Here is a 25,840-nt window from a genome sequence, read left to right as displayed (position 1 = left end):
TGCAAAAGCCTTGCTTTTAAAGGAAACAAATATAAAGTAAATAATTAGTTCAGCAAGGCTTTAGCGTGATTTAAGGCCGAATCAGAAACAACAGTTCCAGATAACATTTGAGCAATTTCGACAACTCTTTCTTCTCCATTTAATAACTTCAATTCAGATTGCGTGTCCTCGCCAACAGTTGATTTAAATACTTTAAAATGTGCATTTCCTTTTGCTGCAATTTGAGGTAAATGGGTGATAGCAAAAATTTGCATTTCCTGGCTCATTTCCTTCATGATTTCCCCCATTCTTATGGCAATCTCTCCGGAAACACCGGTATCAATTTCATCAAAAATCAATGTTGGTAATTTTGAGTATTGTGCCAATATCGCCTTAACAGCCAACATAATTCTTGACATTTCTCCCCCCGAAGCCACTTTTTTCAATAAACCGAAATCAGTTCCTTTATTGGCCGAAAATAAAAACTGAATCTCATCTTTTCCGTTTTGGAAATAAGTTTCAGTAGTATTAACGTCGATATTAAAGCGGACATTTGGCATTCCCAAAGTTTCTAAAATAGTAATCAACTTTTGAGACAAAACTGGAATCGAATCCAATCTATTAATATGAATTGTAGTCGAAAAAACATCTAATTCAACTGTTTTTTGTTCAATAGAAACCGTCAGTACAGCAATTTCTTCTTCCATATTGCCTAATTCTAAAACTGAATTCTCAAGATTCGCTTGAATTTCCAGTAATTCATCCACAGAGGAAACCTGATGTTTCTTTTGCAAATTAAAAATTACCTGAAGCTTTTGACTGATTAAATCCAATTGCTCCGGATCATTAATAAGTTTTTCGGAACAGCGATTCATTTCATCCGAAATATCATCAAACTCAATTGTTACGCTTGCAATCCTGTCTAACAAAGAATGATATTCAGTCGAAAAAGAGGCGATTTTTTGTAATGAAACCTTGATTTCATTCAAATTATGCATAACACCAATTTGTTCTTCATTGGCAATAGCCAAAGACCTATCGATAGATTCTTTTATAATCTCAACATTATTCAATTTTTCAAAATCAGCCTCAAGAGATTCTTGTTCGCCTGATTTTAATTGTGCCGCAACTAATTCATCCAATAAAAAAGTATTGTATTCTTGCTCTTTCTTAGATTCGCTTTGTCTTTTCAGCAGCGAATTCAATTTAGATTTATCCGATTTATAACTTTTTAAAAGCGATTGATATTCCAGAATTGTTTCTTTATTATTGGCAATTGCATCAATAATTTCGAACTGCACATTTTCATCCGAAAGTTCTTGGGTTTGCTGTTGCGAATGAATATCAATCAAGAACAAGCTCAGTTCCTGCAATTCCTGAAGATTTACAGGACTGTCATTTATAAAAGCTCTGGATTTTCCTGAAGGAAGTATTTCACGTCTAATTATGGTGTCATTTTCATAATCCAAATCATTTTCCTCAAAAAAAGGAAGCAAATTATACTTAGAAATTTCAAAATGAGCTTCAATGATACACTTTTCTTCTTTGCTTTTTAAAGAAGTTAAGTCGGCTCTTTTTCCTAAAACCAATCCTAATGCTCCTAAAATTATTGATTTTCCTGCACCGGTTTCTCCTGTGATTGTTGAGAAACCTTTTGAAAAATCGATTGACAATTTTTCTATTAAGGCATAGTTTTTTATCGAAAGTGACGTTATCATTTACTATCTTGTTTTGTGATGTGAAGCTGGATTAAACTAAAAATTGAAAATCAATTAATATTTTATCAGCATCCATTTACTTGAATTCAAAGGAGAAATTTTATTCAGATTATCTACTAAATCTGAAATTGTAATACTGGGTCCACCAGAAAAAATAGAAACAATTTCATCTGATTTAGCATCAAAAAAGACACGGGTTAAAAATGCGTTGGGTCTGGAAGCATTTAGTTTAGTCAAATCGATTAGTGATCCTTTTATTTTTTCTTTAGACGCTTTTAAATCCTTACTCATTAGGTCTAAACCAGTATGATAATCGAACATGGATAGTCGCACTTGTTTGAATGCCGGGGATAAAATATCGTTTATTAAAAAGTAACGGTTTTGGTTTCCATCAGTTTGACTCCATCCTTTGGAACCGCCTTGTTGTGCTACATTTGAGATATTTTGAGCCGTTTCAAAGTAAGAATTCCCAGATTCGGAAACAAAAGTATCCGCATCCATTCCTAAAATCATATAACTGTAAAAAGCCAAAACAGAAATTAAATTAGAATCGAATGTAGTAGGACTAAAAATTAAATTTTCAAACTCTGTATATCTAAAATTAAAGTCTTTATCATTGTAATTTAATACTGGAGATGAATAAGAGGAATTAAAAATAGGCCTTGAAGATTGTACTTGAATAGTTGCAGTAAATTGATCTGAGCTATTCGAAGAAACGGTAATGTACATCGAACAATTAATTTTTTCGTTTTGCTTAACCGTTTGTCCCGTCCAATCCGTTTTATTTACAAACTCACTTATTGAAGTTTGTAAGGTTTTAAAAACTTGCTGATTTGTAACACTCAATTTTTGTGAATCAACCGTTACCGTACAGTTTAATTGTTGCGCTTGCGTAAGCCCAAAAGTAAAAAGCAGAAAAAAAATAATTATTTTATTCATCTGTAGATTTGTATTATTTCTTAACGGTTATCTGTAATTCAAACACCACATAGCGTTTCTATTACAATCCGTTACCCTATTTCACAAAATGTACTTTCACCTTTTCTAGAATATCATCAGCAACAGCTTCTTTCGATTTCAATTCCATTGGCTCAATATTGAAATATTTATCAATAAAGGTAACTTTATTCGTTGCTTTACCAAAACCAGCACCCTGATCTTGAAGCGAATTTAAAACAATCAAATCTAAGTTTTTTTTCTGAATTTTCAAGGTCGCATTTTCAATTTCATTTTCTGTTTCTAAAGCAAAACCTATCAGAAACTGATTTTTCTTTAGTTCACCCAAAGAAGCTAATATATCTTTCGTTTTTTCGAGTTCTATTGTAAAATTATCAGCAGCTTTTTTTATTTTTTGTTGTGCAACATACTTAGGTTTGTAATCCGCAACGGCCGCAGCAGCAATCGCAACATCCACATCGGCATAAAACTGATGGCAAGCCACATACATTTCTTCTGCAGATACAACATTAATCACATTAATCAATGGATTTGAAACTTTACAATGTGTAGGTCCCGAAACTAAAATCACCGAAGCACCTAGATTTGCAGCGCTAATTGCTATATCAAAACCCATTTTACCCGAAGAATGATTTCCTATAAAACGCACAGGATCTATTGCTTCGTATGTGGGACCGGCAGTAATTAATATTTTTTTTCCTTTAAGAGGTAATTTACTGTTTAAATCTGCTTCCAGAAAAGCTACAATATTTTCAGGTTCCGCCATTCTTCCTTCACCGGATAATCCACTTGCCAATTCACCGCTTTCGGCAGGAATTATGACATTACCAAATTGAGTCAGAGAAGAGAAATTAGCGATTGTAGAAGGATGTTTATACATGTCTAAATCCATTGCAGGAGCAAAATACACCGGACATTTTGCTGATAAATAGGCTGCAATCAAAAGATTATCACAAGTACCGTTTGCCATTTTAGACAAAGTATTTGCTGTTGCAGGAGCAATAACCATCAAATCAGCCCAAAGTGCTAATTCAACATGATTATTCCATTTTTCATTTTCTTCGTCTTGATTATAAAAACTGGAATGTACAGGATTTTTGGATAACGTAGATAATGTAAGAGGAGTTACAAAATCCTTAGAAGCAGGTGTCATTATCACTTGGACATGTGCACCTGCTTTTATGAAAAGTCGTACTAATGTGGCTGTTTTATAGGCTGCAATTCCACCAGAAACTCCTAGTAGAATTTTTTTACCGCTTAAAACTGACATAGTAACTATTATTTATTTGAATCTCTGTGGTAGATTTTACCATCTAACCATTCTTGAACTGCTAAAGCGTGTGGCTTAGGTAGTTTTTCGTAAAATTTTGAAACCTCAATTTGCTCTTTGTTTTCAAAAACTTCTTCAAGACTGTCATTATATGTAGCAAATTCTTCCAATTTCTCAGTCAATTCTTTTTTAATTTCAGAATTGATTTGGTTTGCTCTTTTAGCCATAATGGTTATCGCTTCATACACATTACCAGTAGGTTCTTCAATAACAGTTTTGTTGTATGTTATTGTATTTACTGGAGCATTCGTCTTTTTTAAATCCATGACTTTATTTATTTAGTAAATTTTTGTAAATCTTTATCTATTCGAGCTAACATTTCGTTTGCTTCTTGCTTGTATTTCGTATCCGCTTTAAACTTAATCAAGTTCGATTGGGCTGTTTTTGCAACATTTAATCGCTCTTCCATTTTTGATGGAATACTATTAATAGCCAATTGATAGGCTGAATCTAACTTGTAGTATAAAGCATCTTCTTTGAATGGTGTTCCCGGATAATCCGCTACAAAGTTATCTAACGCAACCATCGCTGATTTATAATCAGAAATTGTATTGTATCCTTTAGCATTTTCAAAAACTTTTTTCTCTATTTTTTCGCTAAGCACTTTTACGGTCGCATTCGCTTCTGCCAAATACTCTGAATTAGGATAATTATCTATGAATGATTGCAATTTATCTAATGCTTTTGTGGTATCTGTTTGATCTAAACTATAAACAGGAGATAACATAGAGTAGCTTTTTGCTCCCAAATAGGCTGCTTCCTGTAATTTTTCACTTTTTGGATATCCCGAAACAAAGCTTTCAAATTGATAACCTGCCAAGTAATATTGTTTTGTTTTGTAATAGGATTGAGCAAACATGTAAAACAATTTTTCCGCTTGAGGCTTCCCTCTGTAAGCTGGAGCAATTTGTTCAAAAATACGAATCGCTTTAGAATAGTTCCCTGCGTCGTATAATTTAGTGGCCATTTCAAATTTAACAGCAACATCTTCGGTTTTTAATGCTTTTTGGTATTCACCACAAGAACTGAATAAAGCTACAAGAAGCAATAGAGATATGATTTTTTTCATTTTTTTACTTTTTTTATGATTTCTTGGTTGAAACAACCCATAAAATCATACCGAAGTTTCGGTGGCAAATTTAGTTATTAATTTAGCGACTTCAAAATATATTTTTTGTTTAAAAAAAGACTCTTTTTTTTATCCTTGTTTATTGACTTTTTTGACAAACTGATCGATTCTGCTTGCGAGCGAATCATCAACTTTTACTAATGGCAAACGCACTGTGTTTTCTGAAATTCCCAGTGATAGAAACACTTGTTTGATTCCTGCCGGATTTCCTTGCTCAAAAATCATATCAATGCAATCCGCCAAAAGGTATTGCATTTTGAATGCTTCATCCACTTTACGATTCAAACCTAATCGAATCATTTCAGAAAATTCTTTAGGAAAACCTTGCCCAATTACAGATATAACGCCTGATCCACCAGCCAAAACCATCGGCAAAGCAATCATATCGTCACCTGAAATTACGAGAAAATCTTTTGGTTTGTTTTTCAATAATTGCATGGCTTGAACAATATCTCCTGCTGCTTCTTTTATTGCAACGATATTTTCAAAATCATTAGCCAAGCGTATAACGGTTGAAGGCAGCATGTTGCTGGCTGTTCTTCCCGGAACATTGTATAAAATTACAGGAATTGGCGATGCTTCAGCAACTGCTTTAAAGTGTTGGTAAATACCTTCCTGAGTGGGTTTGTTATAATACGGCGAAACCGATAAAACTGCCGCAAATTGAGACAAATCTCTTGTTTTCAACTCTTCTGTCACTTTTAAAGTGTTGTTTCCTCCTACTCCAAGTACTAATGGCAAACTTCCATTATTAGCCTCGATTACGGTACTAATAACTAATTCTTTTTCGTCTTGAGACAATGTTGCATTTTCTGCAGTTGTACCCAATACTACAAGATATTCAATTCCTCCATCGATTGAAAAATTTACGATTCTTTTTAATGCTTCGATGTCAATTGAAAAATCTTCTTTAAATGGGGTTACAAGAGCAACACCAGTACCTATTAATGATTGCATATTATATTTATATTTTGTTTAATAATTTTAAATATTTGAATAGTTCACTTACAAAAAGTGTATAATTGTCGACATCCGTTTTAATCATAAAATGATTTAATCTTTTGTCTATTGATGAAAAACCGACTTTGAATTGCGCTTTTGAATCATGATTAATTTTTAATAAAATTGCTTTTTCTATGTCGTAATAACTGATTAACAAATCAAATTTTTTATTGATGAAATCATTTACTTCCGGAGAAGAAATTTCTCCACTCCATTTTAAATGCCCTGAATTAAATACCGGAAATTTTTTATCTGCTGTTTTCTTAAATTTATCTCTATAAAGAATTGTTGTTATATTTTTTGGTGTGATTCCGTTTGCTGTTAACGCTGCAATCAATGCTTCCGTTTGGTCAAAACGAGTGGCATCAACCAGTAAACCAATTGTTTTTACAACATTAACTGACTCAATATTTTTTAAATTTTGAAAGCTTTTTTTTAATGTTTTTTTTACAAAATAATTCTTTATATAATTCAAAAACATATTACTTTTACTTGATTACAAAATTACTTAATTAAGTCACATTTAAAATGGTAAATCTAAAAAAGTATAACGATGTTTCTAAACTTTTTGTTATATTCTTAACATTTTTTTTTGTTGCCTCATGCAGCAAACAAAATTACTACGTTACTAAAATAGAAGGCAAACGAATTCCAATCACTGAAAAGGAAAATCAAGTTCCTCAAATTGAGAACTTCATAAAACCATACAGAGAACACATCAACAAAGATTTAGACAGCGTTCTGGCTTATTGCCCGGAAACATTAGATAAAAGCACAGGCAAATGGCAAACTACAATTGGTAATTTGATGGCTGATGTTACTTTGATGAGAGGAAATATTGTGTTTCAAGCCAGAGAAAAAAAGGACATCGATATTTGTTTGCTTAATAGCGGGGGCATTCGTTCTATACTTCCAAAAGGAAATGTAACTGCAAGAACGGCTTTTGAAATTATGCCTTTTGAAAATAGTTTGGTTGTGATTGCTTTAAAAGGAGAACAAATTCTTGAAATGGTCGATTACTTTATCGCTGAAAAAAAACCACATCCGCTAACTGGAGTAACGTTTACCATTGACAAAAACAATCTTCCAAAAAACATATTAGTACAAGGAAAACCAGTTCAAAAAGAGACTATTTATTATGTAGGAACCAATGATTATTTGTCTAATGGCGGAGACAACATGAATTTCTTTAAAAAAGGGGTTCAGAAATTTGACTTAGACTATAAACTACGAAATATTCTTATTGATTATTTTAAAGAAGTAGATACAATTCCTGTGATCAGTGACATTCGAATTACGGTTGAATAAAAATAATTATTCCGTGCTGAGCAGCAACACTCTGCTTTAAACAACTAGATAACAACACCATAAGCACATAGCCCTAGACCTGATGGAAGCTACATCCTTTATGTTTTTTCATTAAAAACATAAAGATACAGCGGACAGCGGGAAATAGCTCCAAAAAATATAAAATGAAAAGAAGAGAATTTATTGAAAAAACAGCTGCGAGTTCAGCTTTATTAGGTTTAGGTGTATCGTTGAGCAGTTTTGAGTTTTCAAAAACAAAACACTTGACAGTTTTACATACAAATGATGTACACAGTTATATAGATCCATTTCCTGCGGATCATCCCAGAAATGCAAATATGGGTGGCGTGGCGAGAAGAGCAGCCTTGATTGAAACGATACGAAAAGAAAACCCAAATGTACTATTGCTGGATGCGGGCGATATTTTTCAAGGAACGCCTTATTTTAACTATTATGGCGGAGAATTAGAATTCAAATTGATGAGTATGATGCAATACGATGCTTCTACCATAGGAAATCATGATTTTGATAATGGGGTTGAAGGTTTGCATGCGCAAATGCCACATGCTAAATTTGAGTTCCTATCCGCCAACTACGATTTTAAAAACACCGTGATGGATGGTTTTGTAAAACCGTATAAAATATTCAACAAGAATGGAATTAAAGTTGGTGTTTTTGGTCTTGGAATAGAGCTTGCTGGTTTAGTCGATAAAGGAATGTATAAAGAAACCGTTTATAACAATCCAATCGAGTCTGCTCAAGACATGGTTCGGATTTTAAAAAAAGAACAACATTGTGATTTAGTCATTTGCTTGTCTCATTTAGGGTATAAATACAGAGACGAACCTAATAAAATATGTGATTTAAAATTAGCCGAACTTACTCAGGATATTGACTTGATTATTGGTGGACATACACACACTTTTCTAGAGAAGCCTACTGTTGTAAAAAATCTTGCCGGCAAAGAAGTTCTAGTAAACCAAGTGGGTTGTTACGGTATAAATCTGGGAAGAATTGATTTTTATTTGGATAACGATAAAGCAAAAGCTTTTGAGGGGAAATCGATTGTTGTATAGTTTTTTTTTTGTGATTATCGTTTACTTGTACCAAATCACATCTTATAAATAAAATTTAGCTGTTTTGTCATTTCTACGAAGGAGAAATCACATAACGAGAGCAACTAATGAGATTTCTCCTTCGTAGAAATGACAAAATTAAATATATTGGTATTAGTTATGGACAAGCATATTTCTTTTTAAGGACTTATCATTCTCAATAAAATAATTGACCATAAAATAATACAAAAACACCTGTGCTATTATTTCAATTAAACTAAAGGTAAAAAGTGACAGATAAAAACCATTTAGAACATAAAAAACATCCGAAAGCAAAAAACAAGTTGACATTAACACCAAATTCAAAAAAGCATAATTGCTTTTGTAATATGATTTACAACCGAAATACAAATTAGTATACCCAATATCATACTGTAAATTATAATTATTAAAAAATCTGTTTTCATTTTCTCAAATTGCAAACTCAAAATAGCAATTGATAAAATGAGCATTACAAGAATTACACTTAGTATGGATAAAACATCCGTTTTATTAAATTTTAATTTTTTGAACCCATTAACAAAATGAATTATAAACAGCAGATAAACGGTCAAAAAACTCAGTACTGAACCTACTTCCAAATTATTGTCGCTCATCAAGATAAAAACATCCCCTATAAAAGAAAATAAAAAAATTCTTCCTTTTATTAAATCAATTGTAACTATTCAGATTGCAATACAGCAATAGTTTTAAAAGCAGCTAAAACATTTTGTCCGTTTTTGATACAGGTATCTGTTACTGAACGAATGACAGCATAGAATTGCGCCCCGTTTTCGGTTTTGAAAAGTCCAGAACCATCCCTTTTTTCCATTGACTTTAACGCCTGTTTCAAGGCTGAATAGTAACATCGCTCTCAAAAGTCTCTTGATATTCTACTTAGCCGTTTCTATCATACCGAATAAAAGAACCGTTTTTCTTGCTGTTTTTGAAATTTTCAATTTGCCAAAGTTGCCCAGTTTCTAGATAAAACAGCCACTCTCCTTCCATCAGTCTATTTATAAAAGTACCTTTTCCTTTTACTTTTCCATTTTTAAAAAAATAAGTTAATTCATCCCCAACTAACTCATGGGCAATTTGTCCGCTTACGCAGTATTTTTTATCTAACATTTGAATTTAATTATATTTTTGGATGGAAAATGGGTTCTATTTATAAATACGAAAAGTATTTCTATTATCGAATCGAAAGATATATTTCAACTTTAATAGTGTGAAAATAAATTAACGATGTTGGTCAATCAAAATAACATTTCCGTCCGGATCAGTTATCATAAAACCAGCGGGGCCAGAAGTTTTCTCATCCACTTCAGGGTCTATTTTGAGACCTTTGTTTTTTAGTTCCAGTTGAATTTCTCTAACGTCGTCAAACTTTGTGATGTTGTTAACATTCTCGTCCCAGCCTGGGTTAAAAGTCAAAATATTATTATCAAACATTCCTTGAAAAAGCCCGATTAGTGAATTCTCATTTTTCATTATAAGATAATTTTTTTCTAAACCACCGGCAAATACTGAAAACCCCAGCTTCTCATAAAATTGTTGTGATACTTGAATGTCCTTGACACTAAGACTCAATGAAAACGCTCCTAATTTCATATTTTCCTCTTTTTTAATGTTATTTTTATTATTTGATTGCTTAATCTCACTCTTGTTGTCGCTTTTATTTGAAACCAAAATATTCATATAGAAACCAAGTCCAAATGAAATTAGAAACCCTATAATTAACACTGTTTTCTTTTTCATTTCAAACTGTTTATAATGTTAATCGTTTCGCTGGTTTTGCTTGCAACTAATAGTTTCCTGTCAAGGTTCATAATCGAACCGCTTACCTATTTGAGCAATCAGGTATCTAAATTAGAAATAACTGTATTAATAAACTAAACCTTCTTTCTTCTATCCGTTAAATATTTTCGGATTGGAATATCATAAAAAACCATGGTCAAATAAGCGAAGCCAACTAACAACAGTGTTCCTATTGTGACGATAAAAAACAGCTCAGTCGTTTCCGGTTTGTAGGTCGTATAATAGTTCGCAAATATCCACATCACAGCATAATGCGTCATGTATAAAGGATAAGATATTTTTCCGGAGAAAATACAGATTTTTCTAAATCCTTCGGTTAGCTTGGCTCCGGCTCCCAATGCAATCAATAACGGAAAATAAAACAATACCACGAAAGGTTGCGTCAGCCAATTCCATTCTTCCGTAAAAGGCATTAAAAACGCTAACAACAATAATACAGATAAGCCCAGGAAACCGATGTTTGATTTAATAATCCAATTGGAACGAAAAATCAACATTCCGGCTAAAAAAGAATAGGAAATACGGGCAAAACCATCCCAAAATGTTTCTCCACTCCATCCGCCCAGCAAAGAACCTCCCGCACGACTGCTGGCAAAACAGAGTCCTGCTGCTGCAAAAACGGTTAATAAAAAGAGGGAACGACGGCTTAATTTGTAAAGGAAAAGTGCATACAGAATATTGGCAACATACTCCCAAAACAACGACCAGGCTGGCGCATTTAAACCGAACAAGTTAAAATAACGATCCGGCATACCCGGAAAAGGAATTAGAAATACGGAACTTAGAAATATTAGAATCAATTTACCGGCTTCGTAGGTTTCAGGATGACTGCTAAAAGGGTCATAAAGAAAAGCTAGCAAACCCAATACCGAACCAAAAATAACCAAAGGATGTAGTCTGATTAGCCTTGTCTTAAAGAACGCCGCAAGTCCCATTTTTTCAATGCGATCCTGATGATAGGCATAAGCAATTACAAATCCGGATAGACAAAAGAAAAAGTCAACAGCAAGAAAACCATGCGCAATAAAATTTTTGTTGGGCAAATAAACAATTTCCATAAAATGAAAAATGACAATAGCCAAAGCGGCTAGTCCCCTTAATCCATCAAGCATTTCAAAATGTTGTTTTGTCTTTAAAATCTCGGTATCAATTTTTGCCATAATTTATTATTAGTGTTTTATTTTTATTTCAATTCTGTTTGTGGTTATGAGCGGGGGTATCTTCGCAAACACCATCCTTTAGATGAACTTTTGCATCTTCGTCGCCTAATTTGGCTGCTTTTTTCAAATCTTCACAACCGCCAGTTTTGTCATTCAATTTAGTATATTTTAGAAGCGCTCTATTTGAATAGGCATATCCAAAATCTTTATTCAAATTAACTGCTTTTTCAAAATCATCTTTGAAACTTTTCAAACTGTCAATTCATAATAAGCTCTTCCTCTGTATGCATACGGCTCTTCATTTTCTGGAGATAACTTTATCGCCATTGTATAATTAGCGATTGCTTTATCATATTTTTTTAAGTCTAGATATGCACTTCCACGTGATATGTAAGCTGTCGGATATTTATTATCTATTTCAGTTGCTTTATCGTAACTTTCGATTGCGCTATCTAAATTTCCATTTCGTTGTTCAATGAAGCCTTTCCAATAATGGAATTTTACTAAAGGAAAATTTTGCCCATATATAATCATTGATAGTGCAATGAGAAGAAGAAGAGGGACAATTGTTCCTGCAATAGCTATTATACAATTTTAAAAATTCGATTCTTATTCATAAAACAAAAGTTTGATGATATAGTTGCTAACTTGAATATATTAAATCTGATAAAATCATCCCAATCGACCCGAATTTGGATCACACGCTCTAACAAATATCAGATTATTGTTATTTACACGAAAATATAAAAAAACAACTACAAGTTATCGAACACATCTTTTATTTTTCGAAATTTTTCTTACTTAAAAATAGTGGTTTCAAAAATAACTCGTTCTCGCAAGTGCGTGAGGGATAGAAACGGCATCCTTTCCTTTTTTCTTTAAAAAGGAAAGATACAGCGTACAGCCCGACCCGGACGGAGTTTACGCAGGATGGGTCACGCCCAAAACTGAAATAAAGCGAATTGTAATTTTATAAAATGTAGTGTAAGTGTGTTAAAAAATTATCATAATATTAGCAGGTAGCCGTTACAAAAAAATGTAATTTGGCACTTTAATTTTGTACTTTAGAACACTTGTTTATACAATTATGGATAAAATAAAAATACTTTGGGTGGATGATGAAATCGACCTTTTGAAACCACATATCTTATTTCTGGAAAAGAAAAATTACGAGGTAACTACCTGTAACAACGGGCTGGATGCGATTGCAATTTTTGAGGAAAACAATTTTGATATTGTTTTCCTGGATGAAAATATGCCTGGAATGAGCGGTTTGGAAACCTTGTCAGAAATGAAGGAGAAAAAATCTTCGGTTCCTATGATTATGATTACTAAAAGCGAGGAAGAATACATTATGGAGGAAGCCATAGGTTCTAAAATTGCCGATTATTTGATTAAACCCGTGAATCCAAACCAGATTTTGTTGAGTTTGAAGAAAAATCTGGATCATTCCCGATTGATTTCGCAAAAAACAACGTTGGATTATCAGAAGGAATTTAGAAAAATCACCATGGAAATGGCGATGGTGAATTCCTATGAGGACTGGATTGAGCTGTATAAGAAATTGATTTTTTGGGAACTGGAATTGGAGAATATCGACGATCAGAGCATGGTGGAAATTTTGGAATCCCAGAAAACAGAAGCCAATTCGCAATTTGGAAAATTCATAGAGCGTAATTACGAGGATTGGTTTGCACCAAAAGCGGATAAACCGGTTCAATCGCACACGTTATTCAAAGAATTAGTGCTTCCTGAACTCAAGAAAAAAGACAAACCTATTTTGTTTGTAGTGATTGACAACTTGCGTTACGACCAATGGAAAGCCTTTGAAAGCGTAGTGGGAAATTACTATAAACTGGAAAAAGAGGTTCCGTATTACGCTATTTTGCCTACGGCTACGCAATATGCGAGAAACGCTATTTTCTCTGGTTTAACGCCTCTTGAAATGGAAAAACAGTTTCCTCAATATTGGAAAAATGACCCGGAAGAAGGAGGAAAAAACCTTTTTGAAGCAGAGTTTTTGACGGCACAATTGAAACGATTGGGTTTGAATATCAAGGAAGATTATTTTAAAATTACGAGTCTTGCCGGCGGTAAAAAACTGGTCGAAAGTTTTAAAGCTTTAAAGAATAATGATTTGGTCACTGTAGTCTACAACTTTGTGGATATGCTTTCTCATGCCAAAACAGAAATGGATGTCGTGAAAGAACTTGCCTCCGATGATAAAGCGTATCGCTCGCTGACATTGAGCTGGTTTAAGAATTCTCCACTGTTAGAAATCATTCAACAGGCTCAAAAAATGGGTTTCAAATTGATTTTGACTACTGATCACGGAACGATAAACGTAAAAAATCCATCGAAAGTGGTGGGTGATAAAAACACCAGTTTGAATTTACGTTACAAAACAGGACGTAGTTTGACCTACGAGCACAAAGATGTCTATGCGGTAAAAGAACCAAAAAATGTTGGATTACCTACCATAAATATGAGCAGTTCTTATATTTTTGCAAAAAATGATTTGTTTTTGGCGTATGTCAACAACTACAATCATTATGTGAGTTATTACAAAAACACATATCAGCATGGTGGAATTTCATTGGAAGAAATGATTATTCCTTTTTTGGTTTTTAACCCAAAATAAAAAAAGTGGTCAGTTTGCAGAAAAACAAAAGCACTGAACACTAATTACTGAACACTGAACACTTAAAATTATGAATATCATTTTTTCTTTGGACCAACTCGAAGAAGTAGCCAAACAAATTATTGCGCATAACTCCAAAAAAGTGATTCTTTTCCATGGGGAAATGGGCGTAGGAAAAACGACTTTGATCAAGGAATTGTGTAAAACGCTTGGCGTAACAGGCGCTACAAGCAGCCCAACCTTTTCTTTAGTTAATGAATACGAAGCTAATGACAATCAACTAGTTTATCATTTTGATTTTTATAGGCTGAATGATGAAGTAGAAGCTTTGGACATGGGTGTTGACGATTATTTGTATTCCGGCAATTGGTGTTTTATAGAATGGGCCGAGAAGATTCCAAATTTGATTCCTGAAACCCATTCGGTTATAACTATTTCACTGCTTCCTGATGGAAAACGTTCTTTAGCATTAAGTTAAAAAAGTAATTATGAGTTTAGAAAATATTGTAGAAATCATACCTTATTCAGCCGCTTTAAAAGAACCCATAAAAACCTTAAACCTGGAGTGGCTGAAAAAATATTTCAAGGTGGAACCCAAAGACGAAATCGTGCTTTCGGATCCGCAAGGTCAAATTATAGACAAAGGCGGAATGATTTTTTATGCTAAATACAATGATGCCATCGTAGGTACCGTTTCCTTAATGAAAATTGATAACACGACCTATGAATTGAGCAAAATGGCGGTAACGGATGGTGTTCAAGGTTTGGGAGTTGGAAAAAAATTGATGCTGCATTGCCTTGCTGTTACTGAAGCAAAAGGAATTGAAAAGCTGATTTTATATTCGAACAGGAAATTACTTCCGGCGATTCATTTGTATGAAAAATTTGGTTTTACAGAAGTGCCTTTGGAAGATGGTATTTATGAAAGAGCCGATATAAAAATGGAAAGAATAACCAATTAATTTCAGCATTAAATGCGGGGACATTTATCAAAACGGATAATGCACTTTTTTTAAAAGTTTTTACGTAAATTGTACCCTTAATTTAACAACAGCAATGTCAATTACTATAACTCCATTCACAAAACAACAGCTATTGCCACAAGAGGAAAAACTTGAGGTTGCAAGAAAAAAAAGCGAGCTTTTTATAGGTGTCCCAAAGGAAACCAGTTATCAGGAACGCCGTATTTGTCTTACTCCAGACGCTGTAAACTCGCTGACCTATCATGGGCATCGGGTAATGATTGAGGCTGGCGCAGGACTAAATTCCAGTTATACAGATAAAGAATATTGTGATGCCGGTGCCGAAGTTACCAGTGATACCAAGAAAGTTTTCAGTTGTCCGATGATATTGAAAGTAGAGCCGCCAACGCTTACCGAAATTCAAATGATGAATCCTGAAACGATTGTAATATCAGCCATACAATTGAAAACCCGAAAGAAAGTCTATTTTGAGGCTTTGACAAAAAAGAAAATTACCGCTCTTGCTTTTGAATATATAAAAGATGAAGACGGCACGTATCCTGCAGTGAAATCGTTAAGCGAAATTGCCGGAACAGCCTCCATTTTAATTGCTGCCGAATTGATGATTACCAATGAATTTGGAAAAGGATTATTATTTGGGAATATTACAGGTGTTCCTCCTACCGATGTTGTAATTCTGGGCGCAGGAACTGTTGGAGAATTTGCCGCTAAAACCGCTATTGGTTTAGGTGCCAATGTCAAAGTTTTTGATAATTCTATTACAAAATTACGCCGTTTACAGAATAATTTGAATCAGCGTATTTTTACTTCTACCATACAACCAAAATCTTTATTGAAAGCATTGAGACGATGTGACGTAGCAATTGGCGCTATGCGAGGAAAAGAGCGTTGTCCCGTGATTGTTACAGAAACCATGGTCGAACACATGAAATACGGCGCTGTAATTGTGGATGTGAGTATTGATACCGGCGGTTGTTTTGAAACTTCGGAAGTGACTTCACACGAGAAGCCTACGTTTATCAAAAACAATGTGTTGCATTATTGCGTGCCCAATATTCCTTCCCGATATTCCAAAACCGCTTCGTTGTCCATAAGCAATATCATAACACCTTATTTGATGCAAATTGCCGCAGATGGTGGTATTGAAAGAGCTATTCGTTGTGATAAAGGATTGAAAAATGGCGTTTATATGTACCACGGAATCCTCACAAATAGTGCCATTGGCGATTGGTACGATTTACCAAACAACGACATTAATTTAATTGTTTTTTAAGAAAACTTTCTTCTACCTTTGCCAAAAATTTAATTCATGAAGTTTATACATCGTTTTGCTTATTACTTAGTAGGCCTAGTTATAGGATTGTTTTTTGTAGCATTAGTTTTTAGTGGTAAAGATACCCGTTGTAATTATTTTCCAAATGCAAGAGTCTTAAATGATTTGAGAAATAAACCCTTCCATTATTCTGATAAAGCATCACATGTTTTGGCTGAAAAATGGATTGACACTTCTGATATAAAAAACACCTTACAATTTGGTGATGTAGATTTTGATAACAGTAATATTGAACTTAAAAAAGGAAAATTATATATCATCGAAGGAAAAACAATCAAAAACCAAGAGATTACTTTGAAGGTGATTAATTACTCCGATAAAGCCGTTTTAGAAGATATTATAAAAAAATAGACTTTTGATTTATCTAAACAAAAGTAAAATTTATGAAACACTATTTTTAAACCATTAAGGCATTAAGAAAATTAAACCTTAAAACTGTACTTAATGAAACTTAATGCCTTAATGGTTCAGAAAAATATAGCATTGTATAAAATCCGAATAGAAATAAAAAATAGTTTAATAACTACAACCATTCTATAGACTCTAAACCATTTTGTTTTAAATAATCATTTGTCTTGCTAAAATGTTTATTCCCGAACCACTTTCCCTGATTCGCACTCATAGGCGAAGGATGCCCGGATTCTAATACCAAATGTTTGTTTCGGTCAATTTTTAATCCTTTTTTATGGGCAAAATTCCCCCAAAGCAAGAAAACTACATGTTCTTTTTCTTGCGAAATTTCCTGGATTACCGCATCGGTAAAAACATTCCATTTCAAGTGTTTATGACTGTTCGCATTGTCTTCTCTAACCGTCAGCGAAGCATTCAACAATAAAACGCCCTGCTTTGCCCAAGCTTCTAAATTACCGGAAGTGGGCATGAAAATAGCCCCCAAATCATCACTCATTTCCCGAAAAATATTGCGCAACGAGGGCGGAATCCGGACACCATCATTTACCGAGAAACACAAACCATTGGCTTCGCCTTTACCGTGATACGGATCCTGACCAATGATAACCACTTTTACATCTTTGAAGCTGCAATAGTTAAACGCAGCAAAAATCAATTCTTTGGGAGGATAACAGGTATGATTTTTGTACTCCTCTGCAACAGTTTCCATTAAATCCTGAAAATAGGGTTTCTTAATTTCATCAGATAAAATAGATTGCCAAAAGGAATTGAGATTGATTTGCATGTAATTTATTTTGCCGTAAAGTTCGCAAAGTTTTTCGCAAAGTCCACTAAAAAAATTAATGCATTTCACTTTGAATCTTTGTAACTTTGAACCTTTACAACTTAGATTATAAAATGATATCCATCACCGAAAAAACATTACAAGATTTACAATTTCCGACTGTTCTCGAAACCATTTCGACAATTTGTAATACTGACATTGGAAAACAAAAAGCATTAGAAATCACCCCTTTTAAAGACAAGGAAACGTTGATGCAAGCATTAATGCAAACGTCAGAATATGTTTCGTCTTTCCAAAATAACAATGCCATTCCCAATCACGGTTTTGACGCGATCACGCATGAGATAAAATTTCTGGCCATTGAAGACAGTTTCTTGGAAGTGGGCAGTTTTAGAAAAATTGCCACGATATCTTCAACGGTAAATTTCCTATTGAGTTTTTTGAGAAAATTTGAGGATTATTATCCAAATTTAAATGCCAGAGCGAATCAAGTCGAACTGACCAAAGAAATCATAACGATGGTCGATGAAATAGTCGACAAATATGGTGAAATAAAAGACAATGCCTCTCCGGATTTATTAAGCATCCGCAGGAATATGAATGTAGTCCGCGGTAAAGTCAACCAAAGTTTCGGATCAGCATTAACACAATACAATGCTTTAGGATATTTGGATGATATCAAAGAAAGTTTTGTACAAAACAGACGTGTTTTAGCAGTTTTAGCGATGTACCGTCGTAAAGTAAAAGGGTCGATTCTGGGAAGTTCAAAAACAGGAAGTATTGCCTATATCGAACCTGAGGCTACCTTACAATATTCTCGGGAACTGAGTAATCTAGAATACGAAGAGAAAGAAGAAATCACCCGAATTTTAAAACAGTTATCGAATCAAATTCGTCCTTTTTTACCGCTGCTAATCAAATATCAGGATTTCCTGAGTGATATTGATCTAATTGCTGCTAAAGCAAAATATGCCGACAGAATAAATGGGATTTTGCCAAAAATTACGGAAGAGCGTCGACTTTATTTTAGAGATGCCTATCATCCTATTTTGTATTTGAATAACAAACAGAAAAACGAAATTACGCATCCGCAAACCATAGAATTACATCAGGAAAGTAGAATAATTGTGATTTCAGGTCCTAATGCCGGAGGAAAAACAATCTCGTTAAAAACTGTTGGATTACTGCAATTAATGCTGCAATCAGGAATGTTGATTCCCGTTCATGAACGCAGTGAAACCTTTTTATTTGATAGAATTTTAACGGACATTGGAGATAATCAATCTATTGAAAATCATCTAAGTACCTATAGTTACCGATTAAAGAACATGAACTACTTTCTAAAGAAATGCAATAGAAAAACAATGTTCCTTATTGATGAATTTGGTACAGGCTCTGATCCTGAATTGGGTGGCGCATTAGCCGAAATATTCCTGGAAGAATTCTACCATCGTGAAGCTTTTGGGATTATTACCACCCATTATTCAAACCTAAAAATTCTAGCTAACGAATTGCCTTTTGCCACCAATGCCAACATGCTTTTTGATGAGAAATCATTGGAACCCATGTATAAATTAGCTTTGGGTCAAGCAGGAAGTTCTTTTACGTTTGAAGTTGCTTTAAAAAACGGAATTCCTTTCAGCTTAATCAATCGAGCCAAAAAGAAAATTGAAGTCGGAAAAGTACGTTTTGATAAAACCATTGCAACCCTTCAGAAAGAACGATCTAAGATGGAGAAAACTTCGCAAACGCTAAAAGAAGAAGAAACCAAAGCGCGTGAAGAAGGTAAAAAGATGGAAAATATTAATGTGAAAATAAAGCAAAAACTGGAAAGCTATCAGGAATTGTATGACAGTAACCAGAAGACAATTTACATTGGTCAAAAAATTGAAGACATCTCGGAGAAATATTTCAACAATAAGAACAAGAAAGAACTGCTTGGTGAATTTTTGAAAATCATTGAAATCGAAAATTCAAAACGCAAAAAAGCGACACCTAAAGAGGCTAAAGCGATTATTGAAAAGAAAAAAGAAGTCATTGAAGAAATTACGGTTCACGTAGAAGAAATCCGCAAGGAGAAGAAAGAAAAGAAACTGAAACCCGTAGTTGTAAAACCGAAAGCGATTTTAAAAGTAGGCGATCGTGTGCGAATGCTAGACGGAAAATCAGTGGGAAGCATTGATAAGATTGAAAAAAACAAAGCGGTGGTGAATTACGGTGTGTTTACTTCGAAAGTGAGTTTGGATGAATTGGAATTCGTTGAAGCAGGGAAAAAGTAAGCAGTACTCAGTAATCAGTCTTTAGTATTCAGACGAAAAATAAATTTCGACTTTGTTAATAATTTTAAATTCTAAATTATGCTCGATATTCCTAAAGACAAAAAAATTATTCTCTTTGATGGCGTTTGCAATCTTTGCGATATAACTGTTCAAAAGATCATTAAGCATGATACAAAAGATGTTTTCAGGTTTGTTGCCCTGCAATCTGATTTAGGTCAAAAAATCATCAAACATTTGGGTATTGATATTAAAAAAACGGATAGTATTATATTGTATCAGCCTGGTTTTGCATATTATTATAAATCAGAAGCGGTTTTGGAAATTGCAAAAGATTTAGGTGGAATATTTTATTTCGGCTCCTTATTTTCGATATTACCCACTTCATTCAACAACTACATTTACGATTACATTGCCAAAAACCGCTACAAATGGTATGGAAAAAAGGAAACTTGCCTGATACCCACAAAAGAGCTTCGAGCTAAGTTTTTATAATAAATGAATCAATTAGGATAAAAAAATAGTACAAAAAAAGAGGATGACCAATGGACATCCTCTTGCTATTATTAAATTAATTAAAATGAATTAACTTCTAATTAATTTTCTGTATTTCAATCGTTTTGGAGTTAAATCACCACCTAAACGTTTTTTCTTATTTTCTTCGTATTCAGAGAAACCACCTTCAAAATAATATACTTCAGAGTTTCCTTCGAAAGCTAAAATATGCGTACAAATTCTGTCCAAGAACCATCTGTCGTGCGAAATTACTACGGCACAACCTGCAAAATTATCCAAACCTTCTTCCAAAGCCCGAAGCGTATTGATGTCCAAATCATTCGTAGGCTCATCCAGTAAAAGTACGTTTCCTTCTTCTTTCAAAGTCATTGCAAGGTGCAAACGGTTGCGTTCCCCTCCAGAAAGTGTAGCTACTTTTTTGTTTTGATCACTTCCACCAAAATTGAAACGGCTCAAATAAGCTCTCGAATTCACTTGACGTCCGCCCATCATGATTAATTCCTGACCATCAGCAAAGTTTTCCCAAATTGACTTATTAGGATCAATATTAGAGTGCGCTTGATCGACATAAGCGATTTTTACCGTGTCTCCAATTGAAAATTCTCCAGCATCTGGTTTTTCTTCGCCCATAATCATCTTGAAAATAGTGGATTTACCAGCACCGTTTGGCCCGATAATTCCAACAATTCCTGCTTGTGGCAAAGTAAAATTTAAATTATCATATAACAATTTATCGCCAAATGCTTTAGAAACATTTTTGGCTTCAATTACATTTGTTCCTAAACGAGGACCATTTGGAATATAAATTTCCAGTTTTTCATCCAACTGTTTTTGATCTTCATTCAAAAGTTTGTCGTAGTTCTGCAAACGTGCTTTTTGTTTCGTTTGACGGCCTTTGGCACCTTGACGAACCCAGTCCAATTCGCGTTCTAAGTTTTTTCTACGTTTTGAAGCTACTTTTTCTTCGAGTGCCATACGGCTTGATTTTTGGTCCAACCAAGAAGAATAATTCCCTTTCCAAGGAATACCTTCTCCTCTATCCAGTTCAAGAATCCAACCTGCTACATTGTCCAAAAAGTATCTATCGTGCGTTACTGCAATTACAGTTCCTGAGTATTGTGCTAAATGCTGTTCTAACCAAAGTACACTCTCAGCATCCAAGTGATTCGTAGGCTCATCCAACAGTAAAACATCAGGTTGTTGCAACAACAAACGACATAAAGCTACGCGACGACGTTCACCTCCTGAAAGGTTTTTAATAGGTGTATCTCCTTCTGGCGTGCGTAAAGCATCCATAGCGATTTCTAGCTTGGTGTCGATTTCCCAAGCACCCAATGCATCAATTTTATCTTGTAAAAGCGCTTGACGATCCATCAATTGCTCCATCTTATCTGCATTTTCATAGACTTCCGGCAAACCAAAACTATCATTGATTTTATTGAATTCGTCCAGAACAGCCATCGTTTCAGCAACACCCTCTCTTACAATTTCGATAACGGTTTTACTATCATCTAAAATAGGATCCTGTTCTAAATAACCCACTGTATAACCCGGTGCAAAGACAACATCGCCTTGGTAGTTCTTGTCAACTCCGGCAATAATCTTCAATAAAGAAGATTTCCCTGAACCATTTAAACCCAAAATACCAATTTTTGCTCCGTAAAAGAAACTCAAATAGATGTTTTTAAGAACGGGTTTGTCTGCTCCTTGATAGGTTTTACTCAATTTTTGCATTGAGAAAATCACCTTTTTATCGTCTGACATATTTATTTATGGTTTTAATTTTTAAAAGAATACAAATATAGCATTATTAAAGAAATAATAAATATGTTGTCAAGACATTTGAATTTAAAATTTTAAACAAATTGTTATTGATACGCCTTATCAGTCAAAGTTTTCATGAACGCAATTAATCCTTTTACCTCTTTTTCGGTTAATTCTAATTTATCCGTTGGTAATGTTTGATTTTCAACGGATATCCCCATACCAACTCCGCCTCCTTTATTGTAAAAATCAACAACTTCTTCTAAAGTTGAATAAACACCATTGTGCATATAAGGTGCGGTTACGGCAACATTTCGCAACGATGGAGTTTTGAATGCATTCCTTAATTGAGGCATTTGGTATTGCAAATATCTTCCCAAATCTGGGCTGATTTTTTTACCATTTTTGTCCGCTGGTGTTCCTATAACTTCTTGTTCTGTTTTTTGATAACTAGGCGGAACAGTTCCATTAAATAAAGGGATAAAGTGACAAGTAGCACATTTTGCTTTTCCTGCAAAGACATTAAAACCCAGTTTTTCTTCATCACTGAAATCATCTGAATTGCCTCGCATATAATTGTCAAATTTACTGTCGAATGCATTTAAAGAACGAATGTAACTGGCCAAAGAATTTTGAATTTGCCATTCTTCTATTTTTTTTGATGTTGGAAACGCCTTTTTAAATAACTTTTGATATTTCTTGTCTTTATTTAATGTTTGAATTGCATTGGAAACATTCCCGTGCATTTCATCTTTATTTTGAATAACATCTAAACTTTGTTTTTCTAAATCCAATTGTCGCATGTCCCAAAATTGGGCGTTCTGCAATGAGGCGTAAGTTAAAGTTGGCGTATTTCTACTTAAATGACCGCCATTTAAAGATTGATTTGTTTTTAAACTATCGGTAAATGCTTTTTCAGGATTATGACAAGAAGAACAACTTCGGGTTTTACTATCAGAAAAAGAATTTTCGTAAAATAATTGCTGCCCCAATGCAGCTTTTTCTTCAGTATATCTATATTCTTCAGAAGGAATAAACGCATTTACATTAAACGCCTCTTTTTCAAAAATAGTGGCTGTGTTTGGATTAATCACGCTATTTCTATTCGTGTTTTTTATGGCGTTAATTTTTTGAAAAGCAACTAATTTTTTACTAATTGTATTTAGAAAATTTTTAATAAAATAAGTTCTGTCAAAAGTATTAAAATCAGTATTCGATTGACAATAGTTTTCAGCCTGATTAATTATAGTTGCTATTTCCTTTTCGCAATTTTTAGATTCAGGAGAATTGAAGTTCATTTTTGGAAGCAATTTTTTTAAAGAACCTAAACTACTTTTTGTTTCTGGTATGGATTGCAAAGCTATTGGCGAATCAAATCCCGTTATTCCAAGGGCGAGAATTCGGTTTATTTCCATTTTAGAGGCATCTAAAACATGAGAATTTGAAATCGTGATAGCGCTTAAATGTTGTTTAATTTGTTTTAAATTTCCATTTAATATTTTAATTTCCCGAATCAAATCGGTTTTATTTTCAATGCTATAATGAGGAAAAATGAGTTCTTCCATCACTTGAAAACCATTAGGAGAAAAGAATGTATTTTCGGCAACTTCTAATTCATCCAAAGCAGGACCATTGATGAATCGTGCAGGATCTGGAGTGAAATATTCAACAGCCCATTCAATTTTTTTATAAGATAATCGTGTTGAATTAAAGGCCTGCTGTATCTTTTTTTCATCATTAGTATTGGCTACTATTTTTTGAAAATCAGTTACTTTTTGATTTAATTTTTCAATATCTGAAAGTAGTTCTTGTTGAATCGTTAGCTCACTGTATTTTTTTTCGCATCCAAAAAACACAAGTACAAGCGCTAAATTCAAAGCAAGGATTAATATTTTAGTGCAATTACTTTTAAACAATTTCATTTTTTTAGGTAAATAAAAACAAAAAACAACCCTATAAAAGGGTTGTTCTTTATTTATTAATATCAAAAATTATTTTTGAACATTTCTTATTATAACGGTTTGTCCGCCTTCATTGTTGGTATTTACACCGCTTCCATCCGCATTTTTGAAAGCGTCTTTTTGCCAAGTATGAGGGTGAACATTCACAATAAATGTATTTGGAACCCCAATAACATCTGAAATATCTTCCATAGCACCATACTCCCAACTTCCAAATTTCATTACGCCACTTTGGTTATAAGTTGCATTCCAAGCTGCGTCATCACGTTTGTGATTCATTGTCAACCATGGTTTATTACTTTTTGTAGCGATGTTGTATTGCCAAATATAGGAATCATGTTTTGCAGCGGTATAATAAGAATCACCATCTTCTTGTATGTAAACATAATTTTCGGTCACACAAAGGTTGTCTGGATTTATAATACCAGTTCCCGGAGTAGAATCGCCTTCAACTACTAACTCTAATTTACCCAGTAATGGGTTGCTATCGTTTAAAACTAATTTATAAACTCTTCCCCACATAGTATATCCATCAACTGGAGCGTTATTACTTGCTTGACCCGTTGCTGTAAAATAAATTTCACGATTATTTTTAGCAGAACCTTTTCTGTAGTCTATATCTTCTACTCTTGAAAAACGAATAGCTCCTAGTTTATTTACAGTTGTATTAATTTCTGCACCTGTTATGTTTTTAGCATTCGGAATTTCTACAAAAGACACGTCAAAAGAACTTCCAACATTCATAGATGTTTCAACTTGCACGCCATCATTTCTTTTTAAAGCATATAGTTTACCATTCGTAAGATCTCCAACAGTATTGCTTACATACATAATCACCTGACCAGCACTGATGTGAGAAGTTGCATACGATTGATCTTCACCAATAATAATAACCGTTTTACCAGAATAAGCCTCTTTTGTAAGTGGAACTGCATTTTCCATACTTGCTTTTCCTAATGCTGGTAAAACTCTGTCTGTTCTGCTTTTTTGACTAGATAAACTAAAAGGATCTATTCCGTGAACCATACTTTCTTCACCGCTTTCTCCGGCGGTTAAAAACATTGGACCAAATCCATGAATACTTGCAGTCGCTAATGTAGCAGAGCATAATCTGGTCATACCTCCAATTCCATCAACAATATATTCTCCTTTTACAGCTTTTAGTGTTTTATCAAAATAGACTCTGGAAACTGATTTCAATATTTCATGATTAGTTATCATCATATAACCATCACTGTTTGGGTCTTTCATAAACCCGGCACCATCCGGTTGAGCTCCATAAACAAAACCAGGGGATTGTGACAATACATCCGGACTACTAATTAATGAAGTAATCATCAAATTTTCGAAACCTTCTTTAGCCACAACCAAAGCTGGAACTGAAGAAGTTTTTGTGAAATCAATTTCAGAATTTATTTTTGTCTCATTTTCATCATTTTGACAGCTTAAAACTGCTAAGCTCAATAAAGACAGGAATCCTACTTGTTTTAGGGAATTAAATTTCATGATTTTTTTTTAAGATTATTATTCACAAAACTATGCTGTAAAACTTTCGGAGAGGTTAATTGATTTTATTGAAATGATGACTATTAGGTTAAGACAGCTTAATCAAAAGATTAACAAGTTAATTTTGAGTAAAGTTTAATGAAACAGTTTTGAAATTGAAATTTTAAATA

27 protein-coding genes are annotated in these 25,840 nt (G+C 33.7%); 9 read left to right on the top strand and 18 right to left on the bottom strand.

The genetic code is table 11. From position 1 onward, the window contains the following. Positions 1-44 precede the first annotated feature (44 nt). From recN to E0I61_RS15090, 7 genes are all read right to left on the bottom strand, one after another. Entirely contained in the window at positions 45-1,697 is a 1,653-nt protein-coding gene (gene recN, locus E0I61_RS15120) for a DNA repair protein RecN (RefSeq protein ID WP_132072464.1), read from the bottom strand. A 54-nt stretch (positions 1,698-1,751) separates the two neighbouring features. Continuing rightward, positions 1,752-2,636 carry a type IX secretion system protein PorD gene (gene porD / locus E0I61_RS15115; RefSeq protein WP_132072462.1) on the bottom strand — a complete coding sequence of 295 codons (885 nt, stop codon included), beginning with the start codon at positions 2,634-2,636 and terminating at the stop codon, positions 1,752-1,754. Positions 2,637-2,712: 76 nt separating this feature from the next. Then, positions 2,713-3,924: a bifunctional phosphopantothenoylcysteine decarboxylase/phosphopantothenate--cysteine ligase CoaBC gene (gene coaBC, locus E0I61_RS15110; RefSeq protein ID WP_132072460.1), complete on the bottom strand. Its 1,212-nt coding sequence runs from the start codon at positions 3,922-3,924 to the stop codon at positions 2,713-2,715. 8 nt (positions 3,925-3,932) lie between these two features. Further along, the gene (locus E0I61_RS15105) at positions 3,933-4,250 is read right to left on the bottom strand and encodes a DNA-directed RNA polymerase subunit omega (protein WP_026709525.1); all 318 of its coding nucleotides are present in this window, start codon (positions 4,248-4,250) and stop codon (positions 3,933-3,935) included. 8 nt (positions 4,251-4,258) lie between these two features. Then, positions 4,259-5,053 carry an outer membrane protein assembly factor BamD gene (locus E0I61_RS15100; protein WP_131997349.1) on the bottom strand — a complete coding sequence of 265 codons (795 nt, stop codon included), beginning with the start codon at positions 5,051-5,053 and terminating at the stop codon, positions 4,259-4,261. A gap of 129 nt (positions 5,054-5,182) precedes the next feature. Beyond that, the gene (gene dapA, locus E0I61_RS15095) at positions 5,183-6,070 is read right to left on the bottom strand and encodes a 4-hydroxy-tetrahydrodipicolinate synthase (protein ID WP_131997352.1); all 888 of its coding nucleotides are present in this window, start codon (positions 6,068-6,070) and stop codon (positions 5,183-5,185) included. A gap of 7 nt (positions 6,071-6,077) precedes the next feature. Next, positions 6,078-6,596, bottom strand: a complete 519-nt coding sequence (locus tag E0I61_RS15090) for a DUF6913 domain-containing protein (RefSeq protein ID WP_132072458.1) — start codon at positions 6,594-6,596, stop codon at positions 6,078-6,080. Positions 6,597-6,643: 47 nt separating this feature from the next. Here E0I61_RS15090 and E0I61_RS15085 point away from each other — a divergent pair, with 47 nt between their 5' ends. Together E0I61_RS15085 and E0I61_RS15080 are read left to right on the top strand one after the other, a co-directional pair. Further along, positions 6,644-7,423 carry a 5'-nucleotidase C-terminal domain-containing protein gene (locus E0I61_RS15085; RefSeq protein WP_132072456.1) on the top strand — a complete coding sequence of 260 codons (780 nt, stop codon included), beginning with the start codon at positions 6,644-6,646 and terminating at the stop codon, positions 7,421-7,423. 164 nt (positions 7,424-7,587) lie between these two features. Further along, positions 7,588-8,499 carry a bifunctional metallophosphatase/5'-nucleotidase gene (locus E0I61_RS15080; protein ID WP_132072454.1) on the top strand — a complete coding sequence of 304 codons (912 nt, stop codon included), beginning with the start codon at positions 7,588-7,590 and terminating at the stop codon, positions 8,497-8,499. 341 nt (positions 8,500-8,840) lie between these two features. Here E0I61_RS15080 and E0I61_RS16615 read toward each other — a convergent pair whose 3' ends face one another. The 7 genes from E0I61_RS16615 to E0I61_RS15050 all read right to left on the bottom strand — a co-directional run bounded on the left by E0I61_RS16615 (position 8,841) and on the right by E0I61_RS15050 (position 12,029). After that, entirely contained in the window at positions 8,841-9,173 is a 333-nt protein-coding gene (locus tag E0I61_RS16615) for a lysoplasmalogenase family protein (RefSeq protein ID WP_394346071.1), read from the bottom strand. A gap of 26 nt (positions 9,174-9,199) precedes the next feature. Further along, positions 9,200-9,349: a hypothetical protein gene (locus E0I61_RS16350; protein ID WP_165930237.1), complete on the bottom strand. Its 150-nt coding sequence runs from the start codon at positions 9,347-9,349 to the stop codon at positions 9,200-9,202. Between the two features lie 65 nt (positions 9,350-9,414). Further along, the gene (locus tag E0I61_RS15070; RefSeq protein ID WP_132072450.1) at positions 9,415-9,645 is read right to left on the bottom strand and encodes a toxin-antitoxin system YwqK family antitoxin; all 231 of its coding nucleotides are present in this window, start codon (positions 9,643-9,645) and stop codon (positions 9,415-9,417) included. Positions 9,646-9,756: 111 nt separating this feature from the next. After that, positions 9,757-10,128: a VOC family protein gene (locus E0I61_RS15065; RefSeq protein WP_132072542.1), complete on the bottom strand. Its 372-nt coding sequence runs from the start codon at positions 10,126-10,128 to the stop codon at positions 9,757-9,759. A gap of 281 nt (positions 10,129-10,409) precedes the next feature. After that, positions 10,410-11,495, bottom strand: coding sequence for an acyltransferase family protein (locus tag E0I61_RS15060; protein WP_132072448.1), 1,086 nt, complete (start codon positions 11,493-11,495; stop codon positions 10,410-10,412). Positions 11,496-11,523: 28 nt separating this feature from the next. Then, positions 11,524-11,748 carry a tetratricopeptide repeat protein gene (locus E0I61_RS15055; RefSeq protein WP_132072446.1) on the bottom strand — a complete coding sequence of 75 codons (225 nt, stop codon included), beginning with the start codon at positions 11,746-11,748 and terminating at the stop codon, positions 11,524-11,526. Beyond that, positions 11,745-12,029 (bottom strand): tetratricopeptide repeat protein, encoded by a 285-nt coding sequence (locus E0I61_RS15050; RefSeq protein ID WP_132072444.1) that lies wholly within the window; start codon positions 12,027-12,029, stop codon positions 11,745-11,747. The genes E0I61_RS15055 and E0I61_RS15050 overlap by 4 nt, the downstream gene beginning before the upstream one ends. A gap of 553 nt (positions 12,030-12,582) precedes the next feature. Here E0I61_RS15050 and porX point away from each other — a divergent pair. The 5 genes from porX (at position 12,583) to E0I61_RS15025 (ending at position 16,803) form a co-directional block, all read left to right on the top strand. Further along, positions 12,583-14,136 (top strand): T9SS response regulator signal transducer PorX, encoded by a 1,554-nt coding sequence (porX, locus tag E0I61_RS15045; RefSeq protein WP_131997373.1) that lies wholly within the window; start codon positions 12,583-12,585, stop codon positions 14,134-14,136. A gap of 70 nt (positions 14,137-14,206) precedes the next feature. Continuing rightward, positions 14,207-14,614 carry a tRNA (adenosine(37)-N6)-threonylcarbamoyltransferase complex ATPase subunit type 1 TsaE gene (gene tsaE, locus E0I61_RS15040; RefSeq protein WP_132072442.1) on the top strand — a complete coding sequence of 136 codons (408 nt, stop codon included), beginning with the start codon at positions 14,207-14,209 and terminating at the stop codon, positions 14,612-14,614. 10 nt (positions 14,615-14,624) lie between these two features. After that, positions 14,625-15,098, top strand: coding sequence for a GNAT family N-acetyltransferase (locus E0I61_RS15035; protein ID WP_132072440.1), 474 nt, complete (start codon positions 14,625-14,627; stop codon positions 15,096-15,098). Positions 15,099-15,192: 94 nt separating this feature from the next. Continuing rightward, the gene (locus E0I61_RS15030; protein WP_165930236.1) at positions 15,193-16,392 is read left to right on the top strand and encodes an alanine dehydrogenase; all 1,200 of its coding nucleotides are present in this window, start codon (positions 15,193-15,195) and stop codon (positions 16,390-16,392) included. Positions 16,393-16,428: 36 nt separating this feature from the next. Next, on the top strand, positions 16,429-16,803 hold the full coding sequence (locus E0I61_RS15025; RefSeq protein WP_132072438.1) for a DUF4258 domain-containing protein: 375 nt from the start codon (positions 16,429-16,431) through the stop codon (positions 16,801-16,803). Between the two features lie 172 nt (positions 16,804-16,975). On the opposite strand, the gene ung is transcribed toward E0I61_RS15025, so the two are convergent. Then, complete coding sequence (ung, locus tag E0I61_RS15020) at positions 16,976-17,647, bottom strand: uracil-DNA glycosylase (RefSeq protein ID WP_132072436.1); 672 nt, start codon at positions 17,645-17,647, stop codon at positions 16,976-16,978. A 113-nt stretch (positions 17,648-17,760) separates the two neighbouring features. Here ung and E0I61_RS15015 point away from each other — a divergent pair, with 113 nt between their 5' ends. Both E0I61_RS15015 and E0I61_RS15010 read left to right on the top strand, forming a co-directional pair. Then, positions 17,761-19,926: an endonuclease MutS2 gene (locus E0I61_RS15015; protein ID WP_132072434.1), complete on the top strand. Its 2,166-nt coding sequence runs from the start codon at positions 17,761-17,763 to the stop codon at positions 19,924-19,926. 78 nt (positions 19,927-20,004) lie between these two features. Next, entirely contained in the window at positions 20,005-20,418 is a 414-nt protein-coding gene (locus tag E0I61_RS15010) for a thiol-disulfide oxidoreductase DCC family protein (RefSeq protein WP_132072432.1), read from the top strand. Positions 20,419-20,508: 90 nt separating this feature from the next. On the opposite strand, the gene ettA is transcribed toward E0I61_RS15010, so the two are convergent. The 3 genes from ettA to E0I61_RS14995 all read right to left on the bottom strand — a co-directional run bounded on the left by ettA (position 20,509) and on the right by E0I61_RS14995 (position 25,670). Continuing rightward, entirely contained in the window at positions 20,509-22,203 is a 1,695-nt protein-coding gene (gene ettA / locus E0I61_RS15005; RefSeq protein ID WP_131997396.1) for an energy-dependent translational throttle protein EttA, read from the bottom strand. A gap of 104 nt (positions 22,204-22,307) precedes the next feature. Then, positions 22,308-24,125: a cytochrome-c peroxidase gene (locus tag E0I61_RS15000; RefSeq protein WP_132072430.1), complete on the bottom strand. Its 1,818-nt coding sequence runs from the start codon at positions 24,123-24,125 to the stop codon at positions 22,308-22,310. Between the two features lie 69 nt (positions 24,126-24,194). Further along, positions 24,195-25,670 carry an alkaline phosphatase PhoX gene (locus E0I61_RS14995; RefSeq protein ID WP_131997402.1) on the bottom strand — a complete coding sequence of 492 codons (1,476 nt, stop codon included), beginning with the start codon at positions 25,668-25,670 and terminating at the stop codon, positions 24,195-24,197. Positions 25,671-25,840: the final 170 nt, after the last annotated feature.

This window comes from Flavobacterium ranwuense (assembly GCF_004349315.1).
Taxonomy (GTDB): Bacteria; Bacteroidota; Bacteroidia; order Flavobacteriales; family Flavobacteriaceae; genus Flavobacterium; species Flavobacterium ranwuense.
The sequence above is the reverse complement of the archived record's forward strand: the minus strand, read 5'-3'. Positions and strand labels throughout refer to the sequence as shown.

Excerpts from the sequence above, each read along its gene's own strand:
- E0I61_RS16350 (WP_165930237.1), bottom strand. The coding sequence starts at position 9,349 with ATGGAAAAAAGGGATGGTTCTGGACTTTTCAAAACCGAAAACGGGGCG.
- porD (WP_132072462.1), bottom strand. The coding sequence starts at position 2,636 with ATGAATAAAATAATTATTTTTTTTCTGCTTTTTACTTTTGGGCTTACG.
- E0I61_RS15100 (WP_131997349.1), bottom strand. The coding sequence starts at position 5,053 with ATGAAAAAAATCATATCTCTATTGCTTCTTGTAGCTTTATTCAGTTCT.
- E0I61_RS15080 (WP_132072454.1), top strand. The coding sequence starts at position 7,588 with ATGAAAAGAAGAGAATTTATTGAAAAAACAGCTGCGAGTTCAGCTTTA.
- E0I61_RS15065 (WP_132072542.1), bottom strand. The coding sequence starts at position 10,128 with ATGAAATTAGGAGCGTTTTCATTGAGTCTTAGTGTCAAGGACATTCAA.
- E0I61_RS15000 (WP_132072430.1), bottom strand. The coding sequence starts at position 24,125 with ATGAAATTGTTTAAAAGTAATTGCACTAAAATATTAATCCTTGCTTTG.
- E0I61_RS15105 (WP_026709525.1), bottom strand. The coding sequence starts at position 4,250 with ATGGATTTAAAAAAGACGAATGCTCCAGTAAATACAATAACATACAAC.
- E0I61_RS15070 (WP_132072450.1), bottom strand. The coding sequence starts at position 9,645 with ATGTTAGATAAAAAATACTGCGTAAGCGGACAAATTGCCCATGAGTTA.
- E0I61_RS15025 (WP_132072438.1), top strand. The coding sequence starts at position 16,429 with ATGAAGTTTATACATCGTTTTGCTTATTACTTAGTAGGCCTAGTTATA.
- tsaE (WP_132072442.1), top strand. The coding sequence starts at position 14,207 with ATGAATATCATTTTTTCTTTGGACCAACTCGAAGAAGTAGCCAAACAA.
- coaBC (WP_132072460.1), bottom strand. The coding sequence starts at position 3,924 with ATGTCAGTTTTAAGCGGTAAAAAAATTCTACTAGGAGTTTCTGGTGGA.
- E0I61_RS15030 (WP_165930236.1), top strand. The coding sequence starts at position 15,193 with ATGTCAATTACTATAACTCCATTCACAAAACAACAGCTATTGCCACAA.
- E0I61_RS15085 (WP_132072456.1), top strand. The coding sequence starts at position 6,644 with ATGGTAAATCTAAAAAAGTATAACGATGTTTCTAAACTTTTTGTTATA.
- porX (WP_131997373.1), top strand. The coding sequence starts at position 12,583 with ATGGATAAAATAAAAATACTTTGGGTGGATGATGAAATCGACCTTTTG.
- E0I61_RS15015 (WP_132072434.1), top strand. The coding sequence starts at position 17,761 with ATGATATCCATCACCGAAAAAACATTACAAGATTTACAATTTCCGACT.
- E0I61_RS15035 (WP_132072440.1), top strand. The coding sequence starts at position 14,625 with ATGAGTTTAGAAAATATTGTAGAAATCATACCTTATTCAGCCGCTTTA.
- ettA (WP_131997396.1), bottom strand. The coding sequence starts at position 22,203 with ATGTCAGACGATAAAAAGGTGATTTTCTCAATGCAAAAATTGAGTAAA.
- E0I61_RS15050 (WP_132072444.1), bottom strand. The coding sequence starts at position 12,029 with ATGATTATATATGGGCAAAATTTTCCTTTAGTAAAATTCCATTATTGG.
- dapA (WP_131997352.1), bottom strand. The coding sequence starts at position 6,070 with ATGCAATCATTAATAGGTACTGGTGTTGCTCTTGTAACCCCATTTAAA.
- E0I61_RS14995 (WP_131997402.1), bottom strand. The coding sequence starts at position 25,670 with ATGAAATTTAATTCCCTAAAACAAGTAGGATTCCTGTCTTTATTGAGC.
- E0I61_RS15010 (WP_132072432.1), top strand. The coding sequence starts at position 20,005 with ATGCTCGATATTCCTAAAGACAAAAAAATTATTCTCTTTGATGGCGTT.
- E0I61_RS15090 (WP_132072458.1), bottom strand. The coding sequence starts at position 6,596 with ATGTTTTTGAATTATATAAAGAATTATTTTGTAAAAAAAACATTAAAA.
- ung (WP_132072436.1), bottom strand. The coding sequence starts at position 17,647 with ATGCAAATCAATCTCAATTCCTTTTGGCAATCTATTTTATCTGATGAA.
- E0I61_RS15060 (WP_132072448.1), bottom strand. The coding sequence starts at position 11,495 with ATGGCAAAAATTGATACCGAGATTTTAAAGACAAAACAACATTTTGAA.
- recN (WP_132072464.1), bottom strand. The coding sequence starts at position 1,697 with ATGATAACGTCACTTTCGATAAAAAACTATGCCTTAATAGAAAAATTG.